Annotated in this window: 25 protein-coding genes; 21 read left to right on the plus strand and 4 right to left on the minus strand. The window is 67.6% G+C overall.

Annotated features, from left to right (window positions below; genetic code table 11):
• Positions 1–68: 68 nt before the first annotated feature.
• Both J2S76_RS02545 and J2S76_RS02550 read right to left on the minus strand, forming a co-directional pair.
• Positions 69–761 (minus strand): response regulator transcription factor, encoded by a 693-nt coding sequence (locus J2S76_RS02545; protein ID WP_307057212.1) that lies wholly within the window; start codon positions 759–761, stop codon positions 69–71.
• Entirely contained in the window at positions 754–1,947 is a 1,194-nt protein-coding gene (locus J2S76_RS02550; RefSeq protein WP_307057214.1) for a two-component system sensor histidine kinase NtrB, read from the minus strand. The genes J2S76_RS02545 and J2S76_RS02550 overlap by 8 nt, the downstream gene beginning before the upstream one ends.
• A 541-nt stretch (positions 1,948–2,488) precedes the next feature.
• Here J2S76_RS02550 and gvpA point away from each other — a divergent pair.
• The 21 genes from gvpA to J2S76_RS02655 all read left to right on the plus strand — a co-directional run bounded on the left by gvpA (position 2,489) and on the right by J2S76_RS02655 (position 17,369).
• Positions 2,489–2,701, plus strand: coding sequence for a gas vesicle structural protein GvpA (gene gvpA, locus J2S76_RS02555; protein ID WP_018390783.1), 213 nt, complete (start codon positions 2,489–2,491; stop codon positions 2,699–2,701).
• A 232-nt stretch (positions 2,702–2,933) separates the two neighbouring features.
• A complete protein-coding gene (locus J2S76_RS02560) occupies positions 2,934–3,764 on the plus strand; it encodes a hypothetical protein (protein ID WP_307057216.1) in 831 nt (276 codons plus the stop codon).
• A gap of 105 nt (positions 3,765–3,869) precedes the next feature.
• The gene (gene gvpN / locus J2S76_RS02565) at positions 3,870–4,943 is read left to right on the plus strand and encodes a gas vesicle protein GvpN (RefSeq protein ID WP_307057218.1); all 1,074 of its coding nucleotides are present in this window, start codon (positions 3,870–3,872) and stop codon (positions 4,941–4,943) included.
• Positions 4,940–5,293, plus strand: coding sequence for a hypothetical protein (locus J2S76_RS02570; protein ID WP_307057220.1), 354 nt, complete (start codon positions 4,940–4,942; stop codon positions 5,291–5,293). The genes gvpN and J2S76_RS02570 overlap by 4 nt, the downstream gene beginning before the upstream one ends.
• 31 nt (positions 5,294–5,324) lie before the next feature.
• Positions 5,325–5,888, plus strand: a complete 564-nt coding sequence (locus J2S76_RS02575; protein WP_307057222.1) for an Hsp20/alpha crystallin family protein — start codon at positions 5,325–5,327, stop codon at positions 5,886–5,888.
• 13 nt (positions 5,889–5,901) lie between these two features.
• Positions 5,902–6,909: a hypothetical protein gene (locus J2S76_RS02580; protein WP_307057224.1), complete on the plus strand. Its 1,008-nt coding sequence runs from the start codon at positions 5,902–5,904 to the stop codon at positions 6,907–6,909.
• A complete protein-coding gene (locus J2S76_RS02585) occupies positions 6,906–7,706 on the plus strand; it encodes a GvpL/GvpF family gas vesicle protein (RefSeq protein ID WP_307057226.1) in 801 nt (266 codons plus the stop codon). Before J2S76_RS02580 ends, J2S76_RS02585 begins: the two co-directional genes overlap by 4 nt.
• An 11-nt stretch (positions 7,707–7,717) precedes the next feature.
• Positions 7,718–7,969: a gas vesicle protein GvpG gene (locus J2S76_RS02590; protein WP_307057228.1), complete on the plus strand. Its 252-nt coding sequence runs from the start codon at positions 7,718–7,720 to the stop codon at positions 7,967–7,969.
• Between the two features lie 105 nt (positions 7,970–8,074).
• Complete coding sequence (locus tag J2S76_RS02595; protein ID WP_018390774.1) at positions 8,075–8,338, plus strand: gas vesicle protein GvpO; 264 nt, start codon at positions 8,075–8,077, stop codon at positions 8,336–8,338.
• Complete coding sequence (locus tag J2S76_RS02600) at positions 8,335–8,613, plus strand: hypothetical protein (RefSeq protein WP_307057230.1); 279 nt, start codon at positions 8,335–8,337, stop codon at positions 8,611–8,613. Before J2S76_RS02595 ends, J2S76_RS02600 begins: the two co-directional genes overlap by 4 nt.
• Before the next feature lie 46 nt (positions 8,614–8,659).
• Positions 8,660–9,022, plus strand: a complete 363-nt coding sequence (locus J2S76_RS02605; RefSeq protein WP_307057232.1) for a gas vesicle protein — start codon at positions 8,660–8,662, stop codon at positions 9,020–9,022.
• Positions 9,012–11,144, plus strand: coding sequence for a CDC48 family AAA ATPase (locus J2S76_RS02610; RefSeq protein ID WP_307057235.1), 2,133 nt, complete (start codon positions 9,012–9,014; stop codon positions 11,142–11,144). The genes J2S76_RS02605 and J2S76_RS02610 overlap by 11 nt, the downstream gene beginning before the upstream one ends.
• Entirely contained in the window at positions 11,141–12,148 is a 1,008-nt protein-coding gene (locus J2S76_RS02615; protein ID WP_307057238.1) for a GvpL/GvpF family gas vesicle protein, read from the plus strand. The genes J2S76_RS02610 and J2S76_RS02615 overlap by 4 nt, the downstream gene beginning before the upstream one ends.
• A 126-nt stretch (positions 12,149–12,274) precedes the next feature.
• Positions 12,275–13,042: a GvpL/GvpF family gas vesicle protein gene (locus J2S76_RS02620; protein ID WP_307057240.1), complete on the plus strand. Its 768-nt coding sequence runs from the start codon at positions 12,275–12,277 to the stop codon at positions 13,040–13,042.
• Positions 13,035–13,271, plus strand: a complete 237-nt coding sequence (locus J2S76_RS02625; protein WP_307057242.1) for a gas vesicle protein — start codon at positions 13,035–13,037, stop codon at positions 13,269–13,271. The genes J2S76_RS02620 and J2S76_RS02625 overlap by 8 nt, the downstream gene beginning before the upstream one ends.
• Positions 13,272–13,281: 10 nt before the next feature.
• Positions 13,282–13,971, plus strand: coding sequence for a GvpL/GvpF family gas vesicle protein (locus tag J2S76_RS02630; RefSeq protein WP_307057244.1), 690 nt, complete (start codon positions 13,282–13,284; stop codon positions 13,969–13,971).
• The gene (locus J2S76_RS02635) at positions 13,968–14,273 is read left to right on the plus strand and encodes a gas vesicle protein K (RefSeq protein ID WP_307057246.1); all 306 of its coding nucleotides are present in this window, start codon (positions 13,968–13,970) and stop codon (positions 14,271–14,273) included. The genes J2S76_RS02630 and J2S76_RS02635 overlap by 4 nt, the downstream gene beginning before the upstream one ends.
• A 145-nt stretch (positions 14,274–14,418) precedes the next feature.
• Positions 14,419–14,694 (plus strand): metal/formaldehyde-sensitive transcriptional repressor, encoded by a 276-nt coding sequence (locus J2S76_RS02640; RefSeq protein ID WP_126277679.1) that lies wholly within the window; start codon positions 14,419–14,421, stop codon positions 14,692–14,694.
• 9 nt (positions 14,695–14,703) lie between these two features.
• Positions 14,704–15,720, plus strand: a complete 1,017-nt coding sequence (gene dmeF, locus J2S76_RS02645; protein WP_307057249.1) for a CDF family Co(II)/Ni(II) efflux transporter DmeF — start codon at positions 14,704–14,706, stop codon at positions 15,718–15,720.
• Positions 15,721–15,869: 149 nt separating this feature from the next.
• Entirely contained in the window at positions 15,870–16,898 is a 1,029-nt protein-coding gene (locus J2S76_RS02650; RefSeq protein WP_307057251.1) for a L,D-transpeptidase family protein, read from the plus strand.
• A gap of 87 nt (positions 16,899–16,985) precedes the next feature.
• On the plus strand, positions 16,986–17,369 hold the full coding sequence (locus J2S76_RS02655) for a hypothetical protein (RefSeq protein WP_307057253.1): 384 nt from the start codon (positions 16,986–16,988) through the stop codon (positions 17,367–17,369).
• A 64-nt stretch (positions 17,370–17,433) separates the two neighbouring features.
• Here the strand turns inward: J2S76_RS02655 and eutC are convergent, their stop codons facing one another.
• Positions 17,434–18,261 (minus strand): ethanolamine ammonia-lyase subunit EutC, encoded by an 828-nt coding sequence (gene eutC, locus J2S76_RS02660; RefSeq protein ID WP_307057254.1) that lies wholly within the window; start codon positions 18,259–18,261, stop codon positions 17,434–17,436.
• The gene (locus J2S76_RS02665) at positions 18,258–19,646 is read right to left on the minus strand and encodes an ethanolamine ammonia-lyase subunit EutB (RefSeq protein ID WP_307057256.1); all 1,389 of its coding nucleotides are present in this window, start codon (positions 19,644–19,646) and stop codon (positions 18,258–18,260) included. Before J2S76_RS02665 ends, eutC begins: the two co-directional genes overlap by 4 nt.
• Positions 19,647–19,761 lie beyond the last annotated feature (115 nt).

Here is a 19,761-nt window from a genome sequence, read left to right on the forward strand (position 1 = left end):
CCTTTTCCCGCGCCACAACGCCCCGCCAGTGCCGGGAACCGATGCCCGCCACTGGCATGCGGGCAAAGCTAGCGTGGTTTGCGCAGTATGGGGCAGCCATATTCCGCCCCACCCCGGCCGCCCGCATCCCGTGAGCAGCGCATCGGGTTGTGCGCCGCCTTGGGGCAGCTGCTGACCATGCGAACCAGCTCGACCGGCGACTGCACGCCCATCTTGTGCAGCAGGTTGATGCGATGCCCCTCGACCGCCTTGACGCTGAGATTCAGCGCATGCGCCGCCACCTTGTTCGGCTGGCCGCGCAGCATGCATTGCAGCACCGATTGCTCGCGCTCGGTCAGCGTCGCCAGCTTGGCGCGAATGTCGTCGCAGATCAGCTCGCAGGCATAGTTCTGCGAATCCCAGCGTATCCAGTGCTGCACCAGCTGGAGGAGGACGGTATCGTTGACCGGCTTCTCCAGGAAATCGCGGGCGCCCGCATGCAGCGCCCGCACCGCCATCACCACATCGGCATGGCCGCTGATCATCAATACCGGCATGGTCCAGCCGATCCGCCCCACCTGTTCCAGCACCTCGATACCGTTGATGCCGGGCAAACGTACGTCGAGCAACAGGCAGGACGGCCGGCTGATATGGGAAAGCTCCAGAAAGGGCTGGGGATGCTGGAACATCTCGGTCTTCAGGCCTACCGACCGAAACAGCGCCGCAAGAGAAGCATTTAAACCGGGATCATCATCGACAATATAGACGGCCGGCTCACGCATCGTTCGCCTCATCTTCGCCGCGGCAAGGCAGGCGAATGGTGAAACGACTGCCTTCGCCCGGCTCCGCCGCCGCCTCGATGGTGCCGCCCAGTCGCTGGGCCAGCGTGCGGGCGATGGACAGGCCGAGCCCGGAGCCGTTCACCTTGGTGGTGATGAAGGGCTCGAAAATCCGCTCGCCAAGCTCTGCCGGCAGGCCGATTCCAGTGTCGCGCACATCGACCCGCACCTTTGACGCGCCCTCGCGCGTGGTGCGAATGTCGAGGTGGCGCCGGCCGAGCGGCTGCGGCCCCATGGCCTGGATGGCATTCGTCACCAGGTTGAGGAGAATCTGCTGGAGAATGATCTGGTCGCCCTGCACCGGCGGCAGCTCCGGTGCAAGATGCAGCCGGAAATCGATCGATTGCTCGCGCATCGCCGGCTCGGCAAAGCCAAGAACCACTTTCACCGCCGCGTTCAGGCAGGCATCGGTGGAGGGCTGCGGCGCGCCCTTGAGAAAGGAGCGCAGGCTCTTGACCACATCGCCGGCCCGGGCCGCCTCGGCGCCGATATTGATGAGCACCTCGTCCAGTTCGCCGGCCCGCACGGCCCGCCCGGTGAGCGAGCGGCGGGCAGCACCGGCGAAATTGACGATGGCGCCCAGGGGCTGATTGATCTCATGCGCGAGCGCCATGGCCATCTCGCCAAGCGCTGCCTGACGGTCAGCGCGCAGAAGTTCTTCCACCAGCACCTCGGTGGAGCGCTGGGTGGCCCGCCACGAGGTCTCGTCGAGGAAGGACAGCGCCCGCAACGCCCCCGCCCCTGCGCCCTCTATGGTGAAGCGTCGCACCCGCAGATCCTGCGGCGGCTGACCCGCGGCGGTCCGCACCAGATCGATGTCCTCGGCCTGCGCCGGCGCCTCCGAGAGCAGAGCCGCGATATCGCCGGGGGCGAAGTCGAGGCGGGCGAGGATCCCCTGCACGGGACGACCGATGAGCTGGGCGCGGGTCAGGCCGAAAAGCCTGGAAAAGGCGCTATTGGCCGAACGTATCGTACCGCGCCTGAAGCTGATCACGCCCTCGGGGAAATTAGCCAGCACCGCATCGACGGCCTCCCCTAAAGGCAGATTCCTGGTGCGCGCCCGGGAGACAGACTTCGGCGGGCGCACCACGTCTCCCGGGTCGACATCAAAGATTATTGACGATTTCATTTCAATTTTCCCAATAAACTCTCGCCCCCGAGACCGTTTATCGCTAGACGGTTGGGCTTTGAATATAGAAGAGCAGCTGTTTCGGTACAGCCGTATTCAGCATTATGCAAATGATTATTTCATTAAAGAGACATGATCACAATCATGTCTTTCGAGCGTTCGGCGCAACTCGTCGCATCGCAATGGCGAGCACCTGGGCTTTCGCGAGCCGACATCGCGCACCGGTTGAATGACCCACCGTCGCCCCCGGATGATACCACCTCTTGATGTAGTGGGAAGCGGTTCTTGAGCAGTCCAACCGACCGCCCCCCGAGGCGTCCCTCGGGTTTTCCCTAGCCCGGTGAGGGGCTACCCCCTGCTGGTACCATGCTCATCCGCCGCCAAAGCGGGTTTCCATGCCACCGAGGGGGGATCATGTGCCTTTCGCTCCGGGTGGGGTCCATCGCAGTGTTGCGTCGCTCGAAGGCTCCGTCGGAGGCTCTGTCGGAGCTCGTTCGGTGACATTCGGGAATTATCCAGCTTTCATTCTGAGGAGGTTCAAATGGCCGTAGAGAAGATCAACGCCTCGAGCAGCCTCGCCGAAGTCGTGGATCGTATCCTCGACAAGGGCGTGGTGGTCGATGCCTGGGTTCGCGTTTCGCTCGTTGGTATCGAGCTGCTGGCCGTCGAGGCCCGTGTGGTCGTCGCCGGCGTCGACACCTACCTGAAGTATGCCGAGGCCGTCGGGCTCACCGCGAGCGCCCAGGCCGCGTGAGGCCGTGCCCGACGGATCGCCTGATCCGCTCGGCTCGACCTCCCGGAACTGACCCTGCCGCAGGACATGACTCATTGCGTGCAGGGTCGAGAAGCCGGCACCGATCGGTCTGCGTGCAGACCGATCGGTGACTTCGGCACGTGGTCCGCCAGCCTGGATGGCTGCAGTGCCCTTACGGGCATCCAGCGGCGACGACAAGAACACCGTCAACTTGGGCAAGGAGCATCCGAGCATGTCTTTGGCCGGCCAGATTTCAAACACCGTCGCGACCCTTGCCTCCACGCGCGAGGCGCGCCACGGGGCGCTTGGTCGTATTCGCAAGGATACTGCCCGTCATCTCAGCGATGCGCAGGCTGCCCGGCGCCGGATGGCTTCGGAGCAGCAGCATCGCCTCGGCGAGGCATTGCGCACTATCAAGCTTGGAACCGCGATCCTCCTCGGCGAGGCGGATGAGCGGATCGATCGTTACCGCAAGGAGCGCGTCCAGCAGGCTGCACGCCTCAACCGCGCGCTCGCCGAGGGCTTCACGTCCCTGCGTGGCAACTCCCGCAAATGGCTCGGCACGCAATCGGCGCTGCGGAGCACGGAAGCCGCCAAGTCACTTCGTCAGCGTCAGCAGGACCGCAAGGACCTCGGCACGACGGTGCAGGAACTGACGGCGGAAAACCTCGCTTTCCTCGCGGCCCTGACCAAGGACCGGCTGCACGCCGCCAGCCTGTGGCACGGGCGCGCCACGTCGGTCGCCAAGACCCACGCCAGCGCGCCGGTTGCCAAGGCAGAGCCCGCCAAAGCGGAACCCGCCACGCCTGAGCCGGTCAAGGCAGCGGTCGTCGAGGAGCCGGTGAAGCCCGCTCCCGCCCCGGCAGAAGCCGCGCCGGCCGAGCCGGTCAAGGTGGAAGCCACCAAGGTCGAGACGGCCAAGCCCGAGCCCGCGAAGCCGGAAGCGCTCAAGGCCGACGTGCCCGACAGCGCGGCCGCCAAGCCGGCGACGTCCACGGGAGACAACAAGCCCGCCGGTTCCAAGCCGGCCGGCGACAAGGCGACGTCCGGAAAGTCCGCGTGACTTTCGACGGCGTGTCCATCGACCACGAGCGCCGGCGTCTTCGCGACGCCGGCGCTCGGCAGCTAGCGGCAACCGCGTGTTCGGGCAACGACGAGGAGTTTCGGCATGACCAGTGAGGCCGCATCAAAGGACCCGATTTCGGTTCTGTCCGGGTTTGGCGCCGGAATGGCGACGAGCGCGTCGAAGAACGGCGGACGTTCCACCCCGTCCGCGCTGACACCGCGTCCGCGCTCCGGCTTTGTCGAAACCGAGCAGGTCCGTGACCTGACCCGGCGCGGGCTCGGCTTCCTCAATGCAGGCTACCCCCTGCATTTCCGGGGCCCGGCGGGAACCGGCAAGACCACGCTGGCGCTGCATGTCGCGGCGCAGCTCGGACGACCGGTCATCATCATTACCGGCGACAATGAACTGGGCACGGCCGACCTCGTCGGCTCGCAGCGCGGCTATCACTATCGCAAGGTGGTGGACCAGTTCATCCACAACGTCACCAAGCTGGAAGAAACCGCCAACCAGCACTGGACCGATCATCGGCTGACCACGGCCTGCCGCGAAGGCTTCACCCTCGTCTATGACGAGTTCACCCGTTCGCGGCCGGAGACGCACAATGTGCTGCTCGGCGTGTTCGAGGAGAGGATGTTGTTCCTGCCGGCGCAGGCGCGCGAGGAATGCTACATCAAGGTCCATCCCGAATTCCGGGCGATCTTCACCAGCAACCCGCAGGAATATGCCGGCGTCCATGCCAGCCAGGACGCCCTCGCCGACCGGCTCGCCACCATCGATGTCGACTATCCCGACCGGGCGATGGAACTGGCCGTGGCGTCCGCCCGCACCGGCATGGCGGAAGCCAGCGCTGCACGGATCATCGATCTGGTAAGGGCCTTCCGCGCTTCCGGCGACTATCAGCAGACGCCCACCATGCGCGCCAGCCTGATGATCGCCCGCGTGGCGGCACTGGAAGGCCTCGACGTTTCGGTCGACGATCCGCGCTTCGTGCAGCTGTGCTCGGATGCGCTGGAATCGCGGATCTTCTCCGGCCAGCGCGCCGAGGCCGTCGCCCGCGAACAGCGTCGTGCGGCGCTTTACGCGCTCATCGAGACCTATTGCCCGTCGGTGGCCAAGCCGCGCGCGCGGCGCGCCGGCGGCGGGGCTCGCGCCGGCGTCGAGGGGGCGCTGCCATGAACGCCGAGAAGAAGTCAGCGCGCACGCGGGGGCTGCGGGACGTCGCCACGGTACAGACCCGGCTTACCCGCGCCACGCCTTCCAATCGCACGCAGGCGGTCAGCCGCTTCGCGCGGCTGGAGAACGAACGCACCCGCCTCTTGCGCGAGCTGGAGGCGTGGAGCGCCCGTCGGACCGAGGCGGAGCGGATGCTGGCCAAGGTCGACGAGGAACTCGCCACGATGCGGACGATGCTTCTCGATGCGCCCGCCTCCCCGCCGCGGGAGGCCCAGGCACCACGTCGGCGTCGGGAACGCGACGAACCCGCCGCCACGCCGACCGCTCATTCACACGCACTCATCGAGTACTAGAACCTCCAGTTCCGCGAAGGGGAGTGGCACCATGACCCGCAAGGACGACACCAAGGACAAGGACGACGGCCCGCGCAAGAAGGCGGGCGCCCGGCTGGACAGCGACCCGAAATCCGAGGCCATGGCCGATCTCGGCGCGGCGTTTCGCGGTCTTGGCGGGTTGGTCGAGATGCTCGGCTCGCTGGTCGAGAAGGCCGAGGACGTGCAGCGCGAGGGCGAGTTCAAGGTCAAGGGTCTCGGCGACCAGGCCCGTGGCGTCTACGGCTTCAGCCTGCGCACCGGCATTGGCGGCGTCCCGCAGGTCCGGCGTTTCGGCAACATCAATCCCACCGCCAAAGGCCCGGCGGTCGACGATGTCCGCGAGCCGCTGGTCGATGTGTTCGACGAAGATGACGAGGTGATCGTCACCGCCGAGATCCCCGGCGTGGCGGAAAGCGAGATTTCGCTTTCGCTGGAAGAGAACCGCCTCTCCCTCTCCACCACGGGCCGCCATCTCTACGCCAAGACGGTGACGCTGCCAGGCACGATCGATCCGGCCTCGCTGGAGCGCAGCCATCGCAACGGCATCCTTCAGGTAAAGCTGCGAAAGGTCTGACCCGATGACCTGCATGGCGGAGGGAGTCGGCGCGTTCAACGTCGGTGCGGCCCAGGTTCGGGTCGTGACCGACTGCGCGGTCGACATCTCGGCCATCGTGCAGGCGGAAGAGCGCGTGGTGCGCAAGCTGGTGGATCAGGGCGTGTGGCCGCACGAGACCGTGACGCTGTTCGTCCTCGACGATCTGGCGCCGCTGGTCGGCCAGCTGGCCCGTACCCACCGGCTGATGGCCGACGATCTCGTTCGTCTGCCCCAGCGTCCCATGGTCAATCTCTACGATCCCCGTCACGCCATGGAATGCTTCGTCTTCGTCAACCGCCACATCATGGTGGCGGAGGGCTTCTGGGGCGACGGCCTCGCCGCAGAGGCCCTTCTCGCCCATGAGCACGCGCACCCGCTGTCGGAAGCTCCGGCAACAGCGGCCGCGCGCGGCTTGCACGTGGAAGCGGACGGGCCGGCCGCCCTCGCCCCCCTCGCCGCCGAACTCGGGCGCACGCTCTCCACCGGCGCGGTGACGGAGCTGCTCGCCAATGCCTATTGCATCGCCACCGGCTTTGCCGACGCCCTGCACCACCTCGACCGCATCACCCTGGCGCGGGCGGTGAACAACTTGGCCCAGCGCGTCGAACTGGAGCGCCGCGCCGGCGCGGCGGTTGCGGCGGGCACGCTGCCCAACGAACAGCTGCGCCCCTTGCTGCGGCTTGCCGATGCGCAGATCAGCCTGCCCTTCGCGCTGGAGATCGTTCCGTTCGTCGAGGCGGGACGTTCTGCCGAGGCCGCCAAACTGGAGGCGCTGCTGGTCGATGGGCTGATGTCGCGGATGGCGGCCGAGGTGGCAGGCATCTACCGCGACCTGCGCGAGTGCTTCCTCCACCTGCGTCCAGAATGGGGCGCCGAGGCGATCGTCGCCTGGTGCTCGCGCATTCTCCGACGCCTCTCCGATTTCCTCTCCGCTGGCGGCGCGCCCATCAGCCTGCGCCTGGCCGGATCGCCGCCGCCCAACGCTGAAAGCCTGCCATGAGCGCCATCCTCTCCGCCCCCGGCACTGCCAACGCCGAGGCCACCGCAGCGGCCGAAGGTAAATATCTCTACGGCATCATCGAGGCACCGGCCCCCGCTACCTTCGACGTCCCGGCCATAGGTGGGCGGGGCGACGAGGTGCACACCCTCACGCTCGGCCGGCTGGCGGCGGTGGTGAGCAATTCGCCCCGCATCGACTACGACAACAGCCGCCGCAACATGCTCGCCCACACGAAGGTGCTGGAAGAGGTGATGGCGCGTCACACGCTGCTGCCGGTGTGTTTCGGCACGGTCGGGTCGGACGCCGAGATCATCGTAGAGAAGATCCTGCGCGAGCGCCGCGACGAACTCGCCGGCCTGCTGGGCCAGATGCACGGGCGGATGGAACTCGGGCTCAAGGCGTCGTGGCGGGAAGAGATCATTTTCGAGGAGGTGCTGGCGGAGAGCCCGGCCATCCGCAAGCTGCGCGATTCCCTGGTCGGCCGCTCGCCGGACAAGAGCCATTACGAGCGCATCCAGCTCGGCGAGCTGATCGGTCAGGCACTGCAGCGCAAGCGCCAGGACGACGAGGAGCGCATCCTGGAGCGGGTGCGCCCCTTCGTGCACAAGACACGCCTCAACAAGGTCATCGGCGACCGCATGGTGATCAACGCCGCGTTCCTCGTTGATGCGGCCGTCGAATCCCGGCTCGATGCCAGCATTCGCGCCATGGATGAAGCATGGGGCGGGCGGCTGACCTTCAAATATGTCGGCCCGGTACCGCCCTACAACTTCGTCACCATCACCATTCACTGGTAGGAGGAGGCACCATGGGCATGCTGACAGATGTCGTCTTCGCGCCAGCCGTGGGCCCCCTCAAAGGGGTGCTTTGGCTGGCCCGCATCATCGCCGAGCAGGCCGAGCGCACCCTCTATGATGAGGGCGTCATCCGCGCCGCTCTGCTGGACCTGGAGCAGAAGCTTGAGGCCGGCGACATCGACGAGGACGCCTATGAGACGCAGGAAACGGTTCTGCTGGAGCGCCTGAAAATCGCCCGCGAACGCATGCGCAGCGGCCTCTAGCGAATACCGGCGACCGAGCAGAGCCAAGGCTTCGCTCGGCACGCAGACAATCCTCTGCACAGGTGAAGGCCCGCGGTATGGCCGCGCGGAGCCAGGAGACTAGGCATGGCGACGACACTGGAACTGATCCGCAATGTGAAGACGCAGGTGCAGGAACTGACGGGTTTCTCTGCCGACAGCGTTTCCGAATTCAATGCCACCGACGGCGGGTGGGAGATGACGGTCAATCTGCTGGAGCTGAAGCGCATCCCGTCTTCGACCGACCTGCTGGCAGCCTATCGCATCACGCTCGACCCCGTCGGCAATGTCACCAGCTATCACCGCACGCGCCGCTATCTGCGCGACCAGGTGATGGAGGATGCGCCGTGAGCGCAGCGGTGGCCGCGGCGCGCATCATCTGTCCGGCCGGCGTCTTCGCGCCGCAGGAGGCCGAAATGCGCCGCCTTACCGACGCCCTCAACCATGCGTCCGGCGCCTCGGTGCGGGCGGCGCTGGCGAGCCAGCTGCAAAGCGTGGCCGAGGATCTTCTCGGCTGCGCCGACCAGCAGCTGGGCAACTTCAATTGCCGCCTGTGCCAGGAGGTTGCGCGCCTGCGGGTCAACGCGGCCGGGCTGATCCTGCGCGCGGCACGGCTGGCGTCCTGAAATACGCCATGCGCCGCTTTGGCGTGTGGAAGGGGAGTGGACCGAGATGAACGAACAGCGGATGGAGCATTCCCTTCAGGCCGTGGGGCTGGCGGACATTCTCGAGCGCGTGCTGGACAAGGGCATCGTGATCGCCGGCGACATCACCATTTCGCTGGTCGAGGTGGAACTGCTGAACATACGCCTGCGCCTCGTGGTGGCTTCAGTCGACCGTGCGATGTCGATGGGCATCAACTGGTGGCAGAGCGACCCTCATCTCAATTCCCATGCGCGGGAACTGGCGGACGAGAACAAGCTGCTGCGCGAGCGGCTGGACCGGCTGGAGGCGGCTGTCGTCCCGCCTGTGCTGCCGGCGGAAGCCGCGCTGGAACCGTCCCTCGCCGGGGAGGAGGCGCGTCATGGTGGATGAACCCGCCCCGGCCAGCTTCCGGGTCTGCGAAGCGCCCACGCGCGATGTCGGCCGCGGGCTGATCCGCCTCGATCCCGAGGACATGGCGCGGCTCGGCGTGGAGGTGGGCGACGTGGTGTCTATCATCGGCCGCCGCACCACGGTGGCGCGGGTGATGCCCGCCCATGCCGGGATGCGGCGCCAGAGCCTGGTGCAGATGGACGGGCTCGCCCGCGTCAATGCCGGCGCCAGCCTGGACGAGCAGGTGACGCTCCACCCGGCCACGGTGGCGCAGGCACGCGCCGTCACCTTGAGCCAGGTCGGCGCGCGAGCCCGCCCCCCGGATGCACGCACCCTGACGCGGCTGCTGGACGGCATCCCCATGCTGGCCGGCGACCGGGTCCGCACCTCGCTGGTGGGCGCCCAGACCCGCGAATTCACCGTCGACAGCTCCGATCCGCCGGGGCCGGTGATGATCGGCCCGGACACGCAGTTGCGGTGCCTCGATGGAACCGCCGAAGGCAATGCCGTCACCTATGAGGATGTGGGCGGGCTGTCCAAGGAGGTGCGCCGCATCCGCGAGATGATCGAGCTGCCGCTGAAGCACCCGGAAGTGTTCCAGCATCTGGGCATCGACCCGCCGAAGGGCGTGCTTCTGTGCGGGCCGCCCGGCACCGGCAAAACCTTGATCGCCCGTGCCGTGGCCCGCGAGGCCAATGTTCATTTCATCCACGTCAACGGCCCCGAGATCATCGACAAGATGTATGGGGCGAGCGAGGCCCAGCTGCGCCGCATGTTCGACGAGGCGGAGAAAAACGCCCCGTCCATTGTCTTCATCGATGAGCTCGATGCCATCGCCCCCAAGCGCGAGGAGATGAGCGGCGACCGCCAGGTCGAGCGTCGGGTGGTGGCTCAGCTTCTGGGGTTGATGGACGGTCTGCAGTCGCGTGGGCAGGTCATCGTCATCGCCGCTACCAACATTCCCAATGCCATCGACCCCGCCCTGCGGCGGCCGGGCCGGTTCGACCGCGAGATCATCGTCGGCGTGCCGGATGAGAACGGGCGCCGCGAAATTCTGGAGATCCACACGCGCGGCATGCCGCTCGCCGGCGATGTCGACCTGGGCCGGCTGGCCTTCCGCACGCCGGGCTTCGTCGGCGCGGACCTGGCGGCCCTCTGCCGCGAGGCGGCGATGAGCGCGCTGCGGCGGCTGATCCCTGACATTAACTTCGCCGATGGCCGGGTGTCGGACGAGAAGCTCGCCGCCCTTGTGGTGACGGCGGAAGATTTCGTCGCTGCCCAGGCCGGCACCCAGCCGAGCGCGCTGCGCGAGATCGTCACCCAAGCCTCCCATAAGCGATGGTCCGATGTCGGCGGGCTCGACGACATCAAGCAACTGCTGGTGGAGGCGGTGGAATGGCCGACCCGCCACGCCGCCCTCTATGCCGCAGCCGGCATCCAGCCGCCCAAGGGCATCCTGTTCTATGGTGGCCCGGGCACCGGCAAAACCTTGCTGGCCAAGGCCCTGGCCGGCGAGAGCGGCGCCAACTTCATCGCCGTGAAAGGCCCGCAGCTTCTGTCCATGTGGGCAGGCGAATCCGAGCGCGGCGTGCGCGAGGTATTCCGCAAGGCACGCCAGACTGCTCCCTGCATCATCTTCTTCGACGAGATCGACACCCTCACCCCCAATCGCGGCGGCACGGGCGGCGCCCTCACCGACCGGGTGGTGGCGCAACTGCTCACCGAGATCGACGGCATCGAGGATCTGCGCGGCGTCACCGTCCTGGCCGCCACCAACCGTCTCGACCAGATCGACGCCGCCTTGCTGCGCCCCGGCCGCTTCGACTTTCTGGTCGAGTTCCACGCGCCGGATCTGGCCGGCCGCCGCGCCATTCTCGACGTCCATGCCGGCCGGATGCCGCTGGCGCCGGAGGTCGATCTCGCCGCCTTGGCCGTGGCGACCGATGGCATGGTGGGCGCGGAAATCGAGGCGCTGTGCCGCCATGCCGGCGTCGCCGCCATCCGCGACGTGGTGATGCGCGACGTCCCGGTCGAGGGGGACACCGGCGCCGCCACTCTCCGGGTGACGCCGCGCGATTTCGCCGATGCCCTGATCGCCATGAAGAGGGAACGTGCTGCATGACCGACCTTCTCGTCTTCGCCGTGGTGCCCGCCGCCAGGTTCGATCCCGCGATCCTTGCCGATGGGGAAGGACTGCCGCCGGGGCTGCGATCGATCGCCGCCGGATCTCTCGCCGCCGTCGTCGGCGCGGCGCCGGATGGGGGGCTCAAGGGGCGGGAGCGGAGCGCTCTGCTGCCCTGGCTGCTCGCCAGCCAGAAGGTGATGGAGCGGCTGCTGGCCAGCGCCCCGGTACTCCCCGTCGCCCTGGGCACGGTGGTGGAAGACGAGGGCCGCGTCCGCCACATGCTGGATGCCGGCGCCGCTGTTCTCGGCCAGGGCTTTCAAGCGGTCGGCGAGGGCATCGAGATGAATCTCTCGGTCCTATGGCACCTCGACACAGTGGTGGCGCGGCTGCTCCCCGGCGTCGCCCCGGAGTTGCGGCACGCCGCCGCCGGCGACGACGAGATTGAACGGCAGGCGCTCGGCGTCGTGCTTGCCGGCCTCGTCGCGGCCGAGCGGCGCCGGGTGCGGGCCCGGGTGGTCGAGGAGTTGCAGGCGGTAACGCGGGATTTCGCCATCAGCGAACCGACCGAGCCCGGCGGCGTCGCGAATCTGGCGCTGCTGATCGATCGCACGGCGGATGCGGCGCTGGAGGCGGCGCTGGAGGCGCTCGACGCTGAATTCGACGGCACCCTCACCTTTCGGCTTGTCGGTCCGTTGCCGCCCTACAGCTTCGCGTCGGTACAGGTCCATCTGGCGCCGGCGGCGAAAGTCTGTGGGGCACGCATCGCCCTTGGGGTGGAGCCGGGCGCCAGCGCCGAGACCGTCAAGGCGGCCTATCGCCGGGCGGCGCGCGAGACCCACCCCGATCTTGTCCCGGTGATCGGCGACGACGACGAGGTGGACGCCCCGGCGATGGCCGAAGAGACGGCCCGCTTCGTCACGCTTTCCGACGCCTATCGGGTGCTGGAAGGCGAGTACGCGCCGGTGTCGCTGCGCCGGCTGGACGCGCTCCTGACGGAGTGACGAGCGTCCGGCACTGCTGCGGCAAGGCGGTGCTGGCCGTGCCGATAGAAGAACCGCCGCAAGCGGTCGTGAGGGACACATGGTCCCGGGGAAAGGGTCTGCGCGGCGCGCAGGCGGGAGGTGAGCATGCTTTATGTCTATGCCATCACGGCCGACTGCGCGGCCGGAGCGAGTTCGCTCCTGCCGGAGGACGGCATCCTTCCCGGCGTGGCGGTGCAGCATTTCGCGGCGGGTCCGCTCGGCGCCGTGGCAAGTGCGGTGCCGGACAGCGTCTTCGGCAAGGAGGCGCTGCAGGCGCAGCTCAATGATGCCGACTGGACACGCGCCCGCATTCTCGACCATCAGCGCGTGGTCTCCTCCCTCCTGCCGGTGGCCACCGTGCTGCCGCTGAAATTCTGCTCCCTATTCGCCGGGGAAGCCTCCCTTGCCGACGCCCTCGCCACCCAGCGCGAGGTGCTGGAAGCCACGGTCGCCCGTTTGCGCGGCGCGCGGGAATGGGGGGTGAAACTGTTCTTCGAGTCCCCCACCCGGCCCGTCCGAACCGCCGAACCTGTCGGCGCCGGCTCTGGCCTGGCGTTCTTCCGTCGCAAGAAGGAGGAGCAGGAATTCCGCGCCGCCGCCGAGGCCGCCCTCGACAACTGCGTGGCGGCCAGTCATCGCCGCCTCGCCGCTCATGCACGCGCGGCGGTCGCCAACCCTCTGCAGCCGCCTGAACTGCACGGACATGCCGGGACGATGGGGCTGAACGGCGCCTATCTCGTTGCGGCGGAGACGGAGGCGGCATGGCGGGCGTGCCTGTTGGAACTTGAGACGGCCTATGCGGCTGTTGGTGCCCGCTATGTGCTGACCGGCCCCTGGGCCGCCTATAATTTCACCGGAGGCGGGCTTGTCTGAACTTCCCCCCATGCCGTCGCGCCATTCCGGCGAGATTGCCGTTGCCGATCTTCTCGACCGCGCCCTGCACAAGGGGCTCGTGGTTTGGGGCGAGGCGACGATCTCGGTAGCCGGCGTCGATCTCGTCTATCTCGGCCTCAAACTCCTTCTGACCTCGACTGACACCGTCAATCGGATGCGCGAGGCGGCCAACGCCGCGCCGGACGAGCGGCACCCTAACGCCGACTAGGGCTACGCCCATGCTGTACCTCTACGCCATCCTGGAATCACCGCTGCCACAGAAGCGGCTTCCGCCCGGCATTGGCGGGGCGTCGCCGCTCTTCGTGGAATCGCACGGGCTCGCCTGCGCCGTCAGCGAGGCGGCCGATGCCACGATTGCGCCCGAGCCGTCGCAAATCTGGCGCCATCAGGAGGTGGTTGCCGCGCTTATGGAGGGCCCGCCGGTGCTTCCGCTCCGGTTCGGAACCGTGGTGGAGGACAGCGCCGCCTGCCTGCGGCTGCTCGCACGCCACCATGCCGAACTGTGCGCCCAGCTCGACCGGGTGCGCCATTGCGTCGAGTTCGCGCTGCGGGTGGCGGGCCTGCCCGAACTGCCCGACCCGGACCCAAGCTCCAACCTCGCGGGACCCGGTCCCGGCACCTCGCATCTTCGCACTCTGGTCCGCCGCGAGCGCGGCTGGCCGGGCTCCAGCGCCGCATTCCCCCATGACACGCTCACCACCCATGCCGCCTCCCGGCTGCTCTGGGCCCGCTCGCCCTCGCAGCCGGATCTGCGGGCCTCCTTCCTTGTCCAGCGCCGCAGCGCCTCCGCCTTTCTCGACGATGTCGGCGCGCTCCAACGTCTGAGGCCCGATCTCGGCATCACTGTCACCGGCCCCTGGCCGCCCTATTCCTTCTCCGATCCCGACCTGACTGGAGGCCGCGAATGAACGCGCCGTGCACGGCCGAAACCCTCGAAAACGCGCTGCGTGGCCGTATCGACATCGATCCCGAAAAAGTCGAGCAGGGCCTCGTCAAGCTTGTGCTGATGCTGGTGGAAACGGTGCGACAGGTGGTGGAACGCCAGGCGATCCGCCGGGTGGAAGGCGGCACGCTGACCGAGGAAGAAACCGAGCGGCTCGGCCTCGCGCTGATGCGGCTGGAGGAGAAGATGGCCGAGCTACGTCTGCATTTCGGGTTCGAAGAGGGTGATCTCGACCTCAAGCTGCAGCTTCCGCTGGGCGAACTCTGAACCGCCCGGTCGGCGGAACAGCGCTCCCGTCACGACACATGGGCGGCGATCCACGATCGGAAGGGTGCCCGGCGCCCTCGCTCGACTGGCGGGGCGCGGACCGGCTTCTTGCGCGCACGCGGCATATAGGGTACCCCCCTATGTTATGTCGCATCTCTCAACACCCAATCCCGCCTTGCTCGCCCGTGTCCAGCGTATCGCCGGGCAGGTGGCGGCGATCGAGCGCGGCCTCGCCGGTGGCGCGGACTGCACGGCCCTGCTGCACCTCGTCGCCGCCACCAAGGGCGCCATCAGCGGCCTGATGGAGAAGATCGTCGAGGAGCACCTGCACTCCCATGTCGCCGATCCCGACCTCTCGCCCGACGCTCGGGCCGAGGGCGCGCGCGAACTGATGGACGCCATCCGCCGCTACTCCAAATAGGTCACGCACATGAACCCGTTGCCGGATACGCAGGCCTTCACCCACCCGCACGTGTTCCTCAGTGCCAGTCATGACGAGAGTTCGCGGCGCACCCTCCTCGTTGCGCTCCTGACCGCGGTCATGATGGTCGGCGAGATTGCCGCGGGCTTCTATACCGGCTCAATGGCGTTGCTGGCCGATGGCTTCCACATGGCCACCCATGCCGGCGCGCTGGGCATCGCCGCCCTCGCCTATGGCTATGCCCGCCGGCACGCCGGGGATGCCCGGTTCAGTTTCGGCACCGGCAAGGTGGGCGATCTCGCCGGCTTCGCCTCGGCGGCCATCCTCGGCATCGTTGCCGCCGTCATGGCCTTCGAATCGGTGTTGCGCCTGTATGAGCCTGTGGAAGTGGCGTTCGGCGATGCCACCTTGGTGGCCGTGCTCGGCCTCGGGGTCAATCTGGTCAGCGCCTTCCTGCTGGGGGGCGGTCATTCGCATGGGCATGGGCATTCCCATCACCACAAGGCCCACGCGCACACGCCGCATGATGATGACCACCCGCATCATGACCATCCACATCACGATCATCCGCACCATGGCGAAGCCCATCCGGGCGCGGCACGCGGCCAGGACAATAATCTGCGCGGCGCCTATCTGCATGTGCTGGCCGATGCACTCACCTCCGTGCTCGCCATCGTCGCTCTGCTTGCCGGGGGCGCGCTTGGCTGGGTGTGGCTCGACCCTGTCATGGGTATCGTCGGCGGCCTCGTCATCGCCCGCTGGGCCTGGAGCCTGATGCGCGACACCTCGGCCGTCCTGCTCGACCAGACCGACAGCCAGCTCGCTGGCGAGGTGACGGAAGTCGTCGAGGGGCCGGGCGATGTCCGCATCGCCGATCTTCATGTCTGGCGGATCGGGCCCGATTCGCATGCCGCCATCATCAGCGTGGTGGCCCCGCTCGGCCTGACCTGCGACGCCATCCGCGCGCGTCTGGCGCCGGTGCACGAACTGAAGCACGTCACGGTCGAGTGCCGGCACGCCGCGTGATGCGCAGCGCGGTCACAGCCTCGCGAAGGCGTGGCGTCCTAACGGTCTGGAAACCATGACGGCATTAATCGGGGGTGTCCGGCGGCCTGGGCGCCCCTCGCCGCGCGCCCGCCGTCGATCCGCCTTGTTGCGACGCTAGCCGAGCTGACATGAACCTGTTGCGCACCGCCTTGCTGTTCTGCCTCGCCATCGTCCTCGCCGGTTGCGCGTCGATGGATGGCGATGATCGCGGCTCGATCCCAATCCCGCAAAAGCTGATGCAGGAGATGGCGGCCAAGGGCATGAGCCCTGACGATCCGATCATGGTGCGGATCTACAAGCAGGAAAGCGAGCTGGAAGTGTGGAAGCGCACCAGCTCCGGGCGCTACGCCCTGCTCAAGACCTACCCGCTCTGCCGCTGGTCGGGAAAGCTCGGCCCCAAGACCCGTGAGGGCGACCGCCAGGCGCCGGAAGGCTTCTACACCATCTCGCGCGGCCAGCTGAACCCGCGTTCGCAATACTATCTCTCCTTCAATCTCGGCTATCCCAACGCGCTGGAACAGGCGCTCGGCTATAGCGGCAGCGCGCTGATGGTGCATGGCGCCTGCACCTCCGCCGGCTGCTATGCCATGACCAATGACGGCGTCGGGGAAGTCTATGCCCTGGCGCGCGAGGCGCTGGCGGCCGGCCAGCCCGGCTTCCAGGTGCAATCCCTGCCCTTCCGCATGACGCCGGCCAATATGGCCGAACACCGTGCCAACCCGAACATGCCCTATTGGCGCAACCTGAAGGAAGGCACCGACCTGTTCGCCGTCACCCGCGTGCCGCCGAATGTGTCGGCCTGTGGTGGCCGCTATCGATTCACATCAGGCACCCAGCCGGCGCAGCCGATGGCCGATCCGCTCGCCCCCTGCCCGCTGCCGGTGGCCGATGCCGCGCTGATGGCGGCGACGAACAAGCAGATGCAGGACGAGCAGAGCATCGCCGTTCTGGCGGCCGCACGTCCGCCGGCCAACGCCACCTATATCGATGGCGGCATGCATCCGAGCTTCCGCGACATTCTGCGCCGCTCCGGCCCGCAGAAGCTGGCGGCCATGACCTCGGGCGGTAAGATCCCGGTCAGCGAGCCCAATGCCGCCCTCGCCGATCCCTACAAGGGCGCGGCATCGGACGTGGAAGAGGGCGATACCGCCAACTAGCCCGGTCGCTAGGTCTTCCCCCTGCCGCCGCTTTGCGGCAGATAGGCGTCTCATCCCTTGGTATGAGGCGACGATGCACGAGGCGACATGGCGACCCGAATGACCCCGAACGAGATGCTGGCCACCGCCCGCGATCTCAAGCGCCTGCCCTTCACGGAAGCCGACCTCGCCCTCATCCGCTCCGGCACACCGGCGGTGGCCCCGAAGCTGTCAGCGAAGTACGAGCCTTCGGAAGGCCTCTACTATCTCGCCGCCCCTTCGCTCCACATGGAGTTCGTGGTGGTGAAGTCGGAGCGGATGCGCCTGCCCTTCCTCACTTTGCCGCGCTACACCATCATGATGGGTTTCGAGCATGGCGATGTCTGGGAGAAGGGGCCGGTGGTTAACCGCCTGCGCGCCGTGCCCTTCATCTTCAAGCGGATGGCGGCAGCCGACAACTGGCTCGACGACGAATTCGGTCGCAAGAAATAATGCCGCGCGCCGCGCCTCCTGCTCAACCTGCCGGATCGGCTCGGCGCATAACACGTTGATATCGCTAACCGATCCGTGCCGGCGGCGGCCGGCCGCCGACGAGCAGAAGGTCACTCTCATCCTTCAGGCTCACGCCGGTGAGCTGCCGCGCCAGCGCCTCCTTCAGCAGCCAGGCGAGCTTGAAGGCGGCTAGCTCGTGCGAAAGCCCCTCGCCGCGCACATTGGAAATGCAGTTGCGCTCGGCATCCGAGCGCCCGGCGCGCGGGGCGAAGGTGAGGTAGAGGCCGAGGCTGTCCGGTGAGGACAGGCCCGGCCGCTCGCCGATCAGCACCACGCAGGCGCTGGCCCTCAGCGCTTCGCCCACTTCGTCCCCAAGCGCCACGCGCGCCTGGCTGGCGATGCACACCGGCCCGACGCTCCAGCCCGCCTCGGCGATCCGCGCCTTGAAGGCGGTGAGGAACGGCACCGCCTGCGCATGGATCGCAGTGGAGGACAGCCCGTCGGCAACGACGAGGGCGACATCCACCGGAGCCCCGGCCCGCGACGCCAGCAGCGCCCGGCTTTCCTCCGACAGCCGGCGCCCGAGATCGGGGCGGCGTAGATAGGCATCGCGCGCCGGGGCGGCGGAGGCCAGTTCGAGCGTCTCGAAGCCCAGCGCCGCGATATCGCCTGCCATGCGGGCCGACTCGAAGGGGAGATGCACCGCATCGCGCGCCTGCGCATGGGCGAGCGCGAAGCGCAGCACCTCCCGTGTCGGCATGCCCGTGCCCGCCCGCCCCAAGGCGATGCGCGCGGGCGTGACGCCGGCCAGCCGGCGCCAGCTATCCTCGATCACCGCAGGTTCGCTCACAGAATCGGCCGGGCGATCGCCGTCCGTCGCCGCGTCGCTCATGCCGCCAGCTCCGGCGAAGCGGCGAGCAGCGGGTGAATCCCGTGCTGCTTCCTCAAGCTGCCGTCCGGCTCAGTGATGCCCATGCGCTGCAGCCACGCCTCGAATTCCGGCGCCCGCTTCAGGCCGAGCACCTGACGCAGATAGAGCTGGTCGTGGAACGAGGTCGACTGGTAGTTCAGCATCACGTCGTCGGAGCCCGGAATGCCCATGATGTAGGTGACCCCCGCCGCGCCGAGCAGCGTCATCAGCGTGTCCATGTCGTCCTGGTCGGCCTCGGCATGGTTGGTGTAGCAGACGTCACAGCCGAGCGGCACGCCCATCAGCTTGCCGCAGAAATGGTCTTCCAGTCCGGCGCGGATGATCTGCTTGCCGTCATAGAGATATTCCGGCCCGATGAAGCCGACCACCGTGTTCACCAGAAGCGGCTTGAACGGCCGGCACACGGCGTAGGCGCGCGCCTCCAGCGTCTGCTGGTCGACACCGTAATGGGCGTTGGCGGAGAGCGCCGAGCCCTGCCCGGTCTCGAAATACATCACATTGTCGCCGAGCGTGCCGCGCTTAAGCGACAGCGCTGCCTCGCGCCCTTCTTTAAGCGTGGCGAGATCGATGCCGAAGGAGGCGTTCGCCTTCTGCGTGCCCGCCACCGACTGGAACACCAGATCGACCGGCACGCCGCGGTTGATCACCTCGGTCGAGGTGGTGACATGGGTGAGCACGCAGGCCTGGGTCGGAATCTCGAAACGCTGGATGATGCCGTCGATCAGCTTGAGCAGTTCGCTCAGCACCGGCACGCTGTCGGAGGCCGGGTTGATGCCGATCACCGCGTCGCCGCAGCCATAGAGCAGCCCGTCGAGGATCGAGGCGGTGACGCCCGCCGGGTCGTCTGTGGGGTGGTTGGGCTGGAGCCGCACCGCCATGGTGCCGGGCAGGCCGATCGTGTTGCGGAACCTTGTCACCACGCGGCATTTTTTGGCGACCGCGATCAGATCCTGGTTGCGCATCAGCTTGGACACCGCCGCCGCCATCTCCGGCGTCACGCCGGGGGCAATGGCGGCCAGAACCTCGCTGGTGGCGACACCGGAGAGCAGGAAGTCGCGGAAATCGCCGACCGTCATGTGCGAGAGCGTCCGGAAGGCCAGCGCGTCATGGCTGTCGATGATGAGGCGCGTGACCTCGTCTTCCTCATAGGGCACCAGCGCCTCGTTGAGAAAGGCTCTCAGTGGCACGTCGGCGAGGCACATGCGCGCCGCCACATTCTCCTCGGCCGTGGCGGCGGCGACGCCGGCCAGCATGTCACCGGAGCGCAACGGCGTCGCCTTCGCCATCAAATCCTTCAGGTCGGCGAAGGCGTAAGTCTGCGATCCGGCGACGGTGCGATAGGCCATATGAGCGGTCCCTGCGGCGCCCTGTGCTCAACGCAGCGCCATGGGAAAAATGTACCCTGCCGCCGCGCCCCGGCAAAGCGCAACTTCGGTCGGGTTGTTCGCGACGTCTGGCATG

Source organism: Ancylobacter vacuolatus (assembly GCF_030813595.1).
Lineage (GTDB): Bacteria > Pseudomonadota > Alphaproteobacteria > Rhizobiales > Xanthobacteraceae > Ancylobacter > Ancylobacter vacuolatus.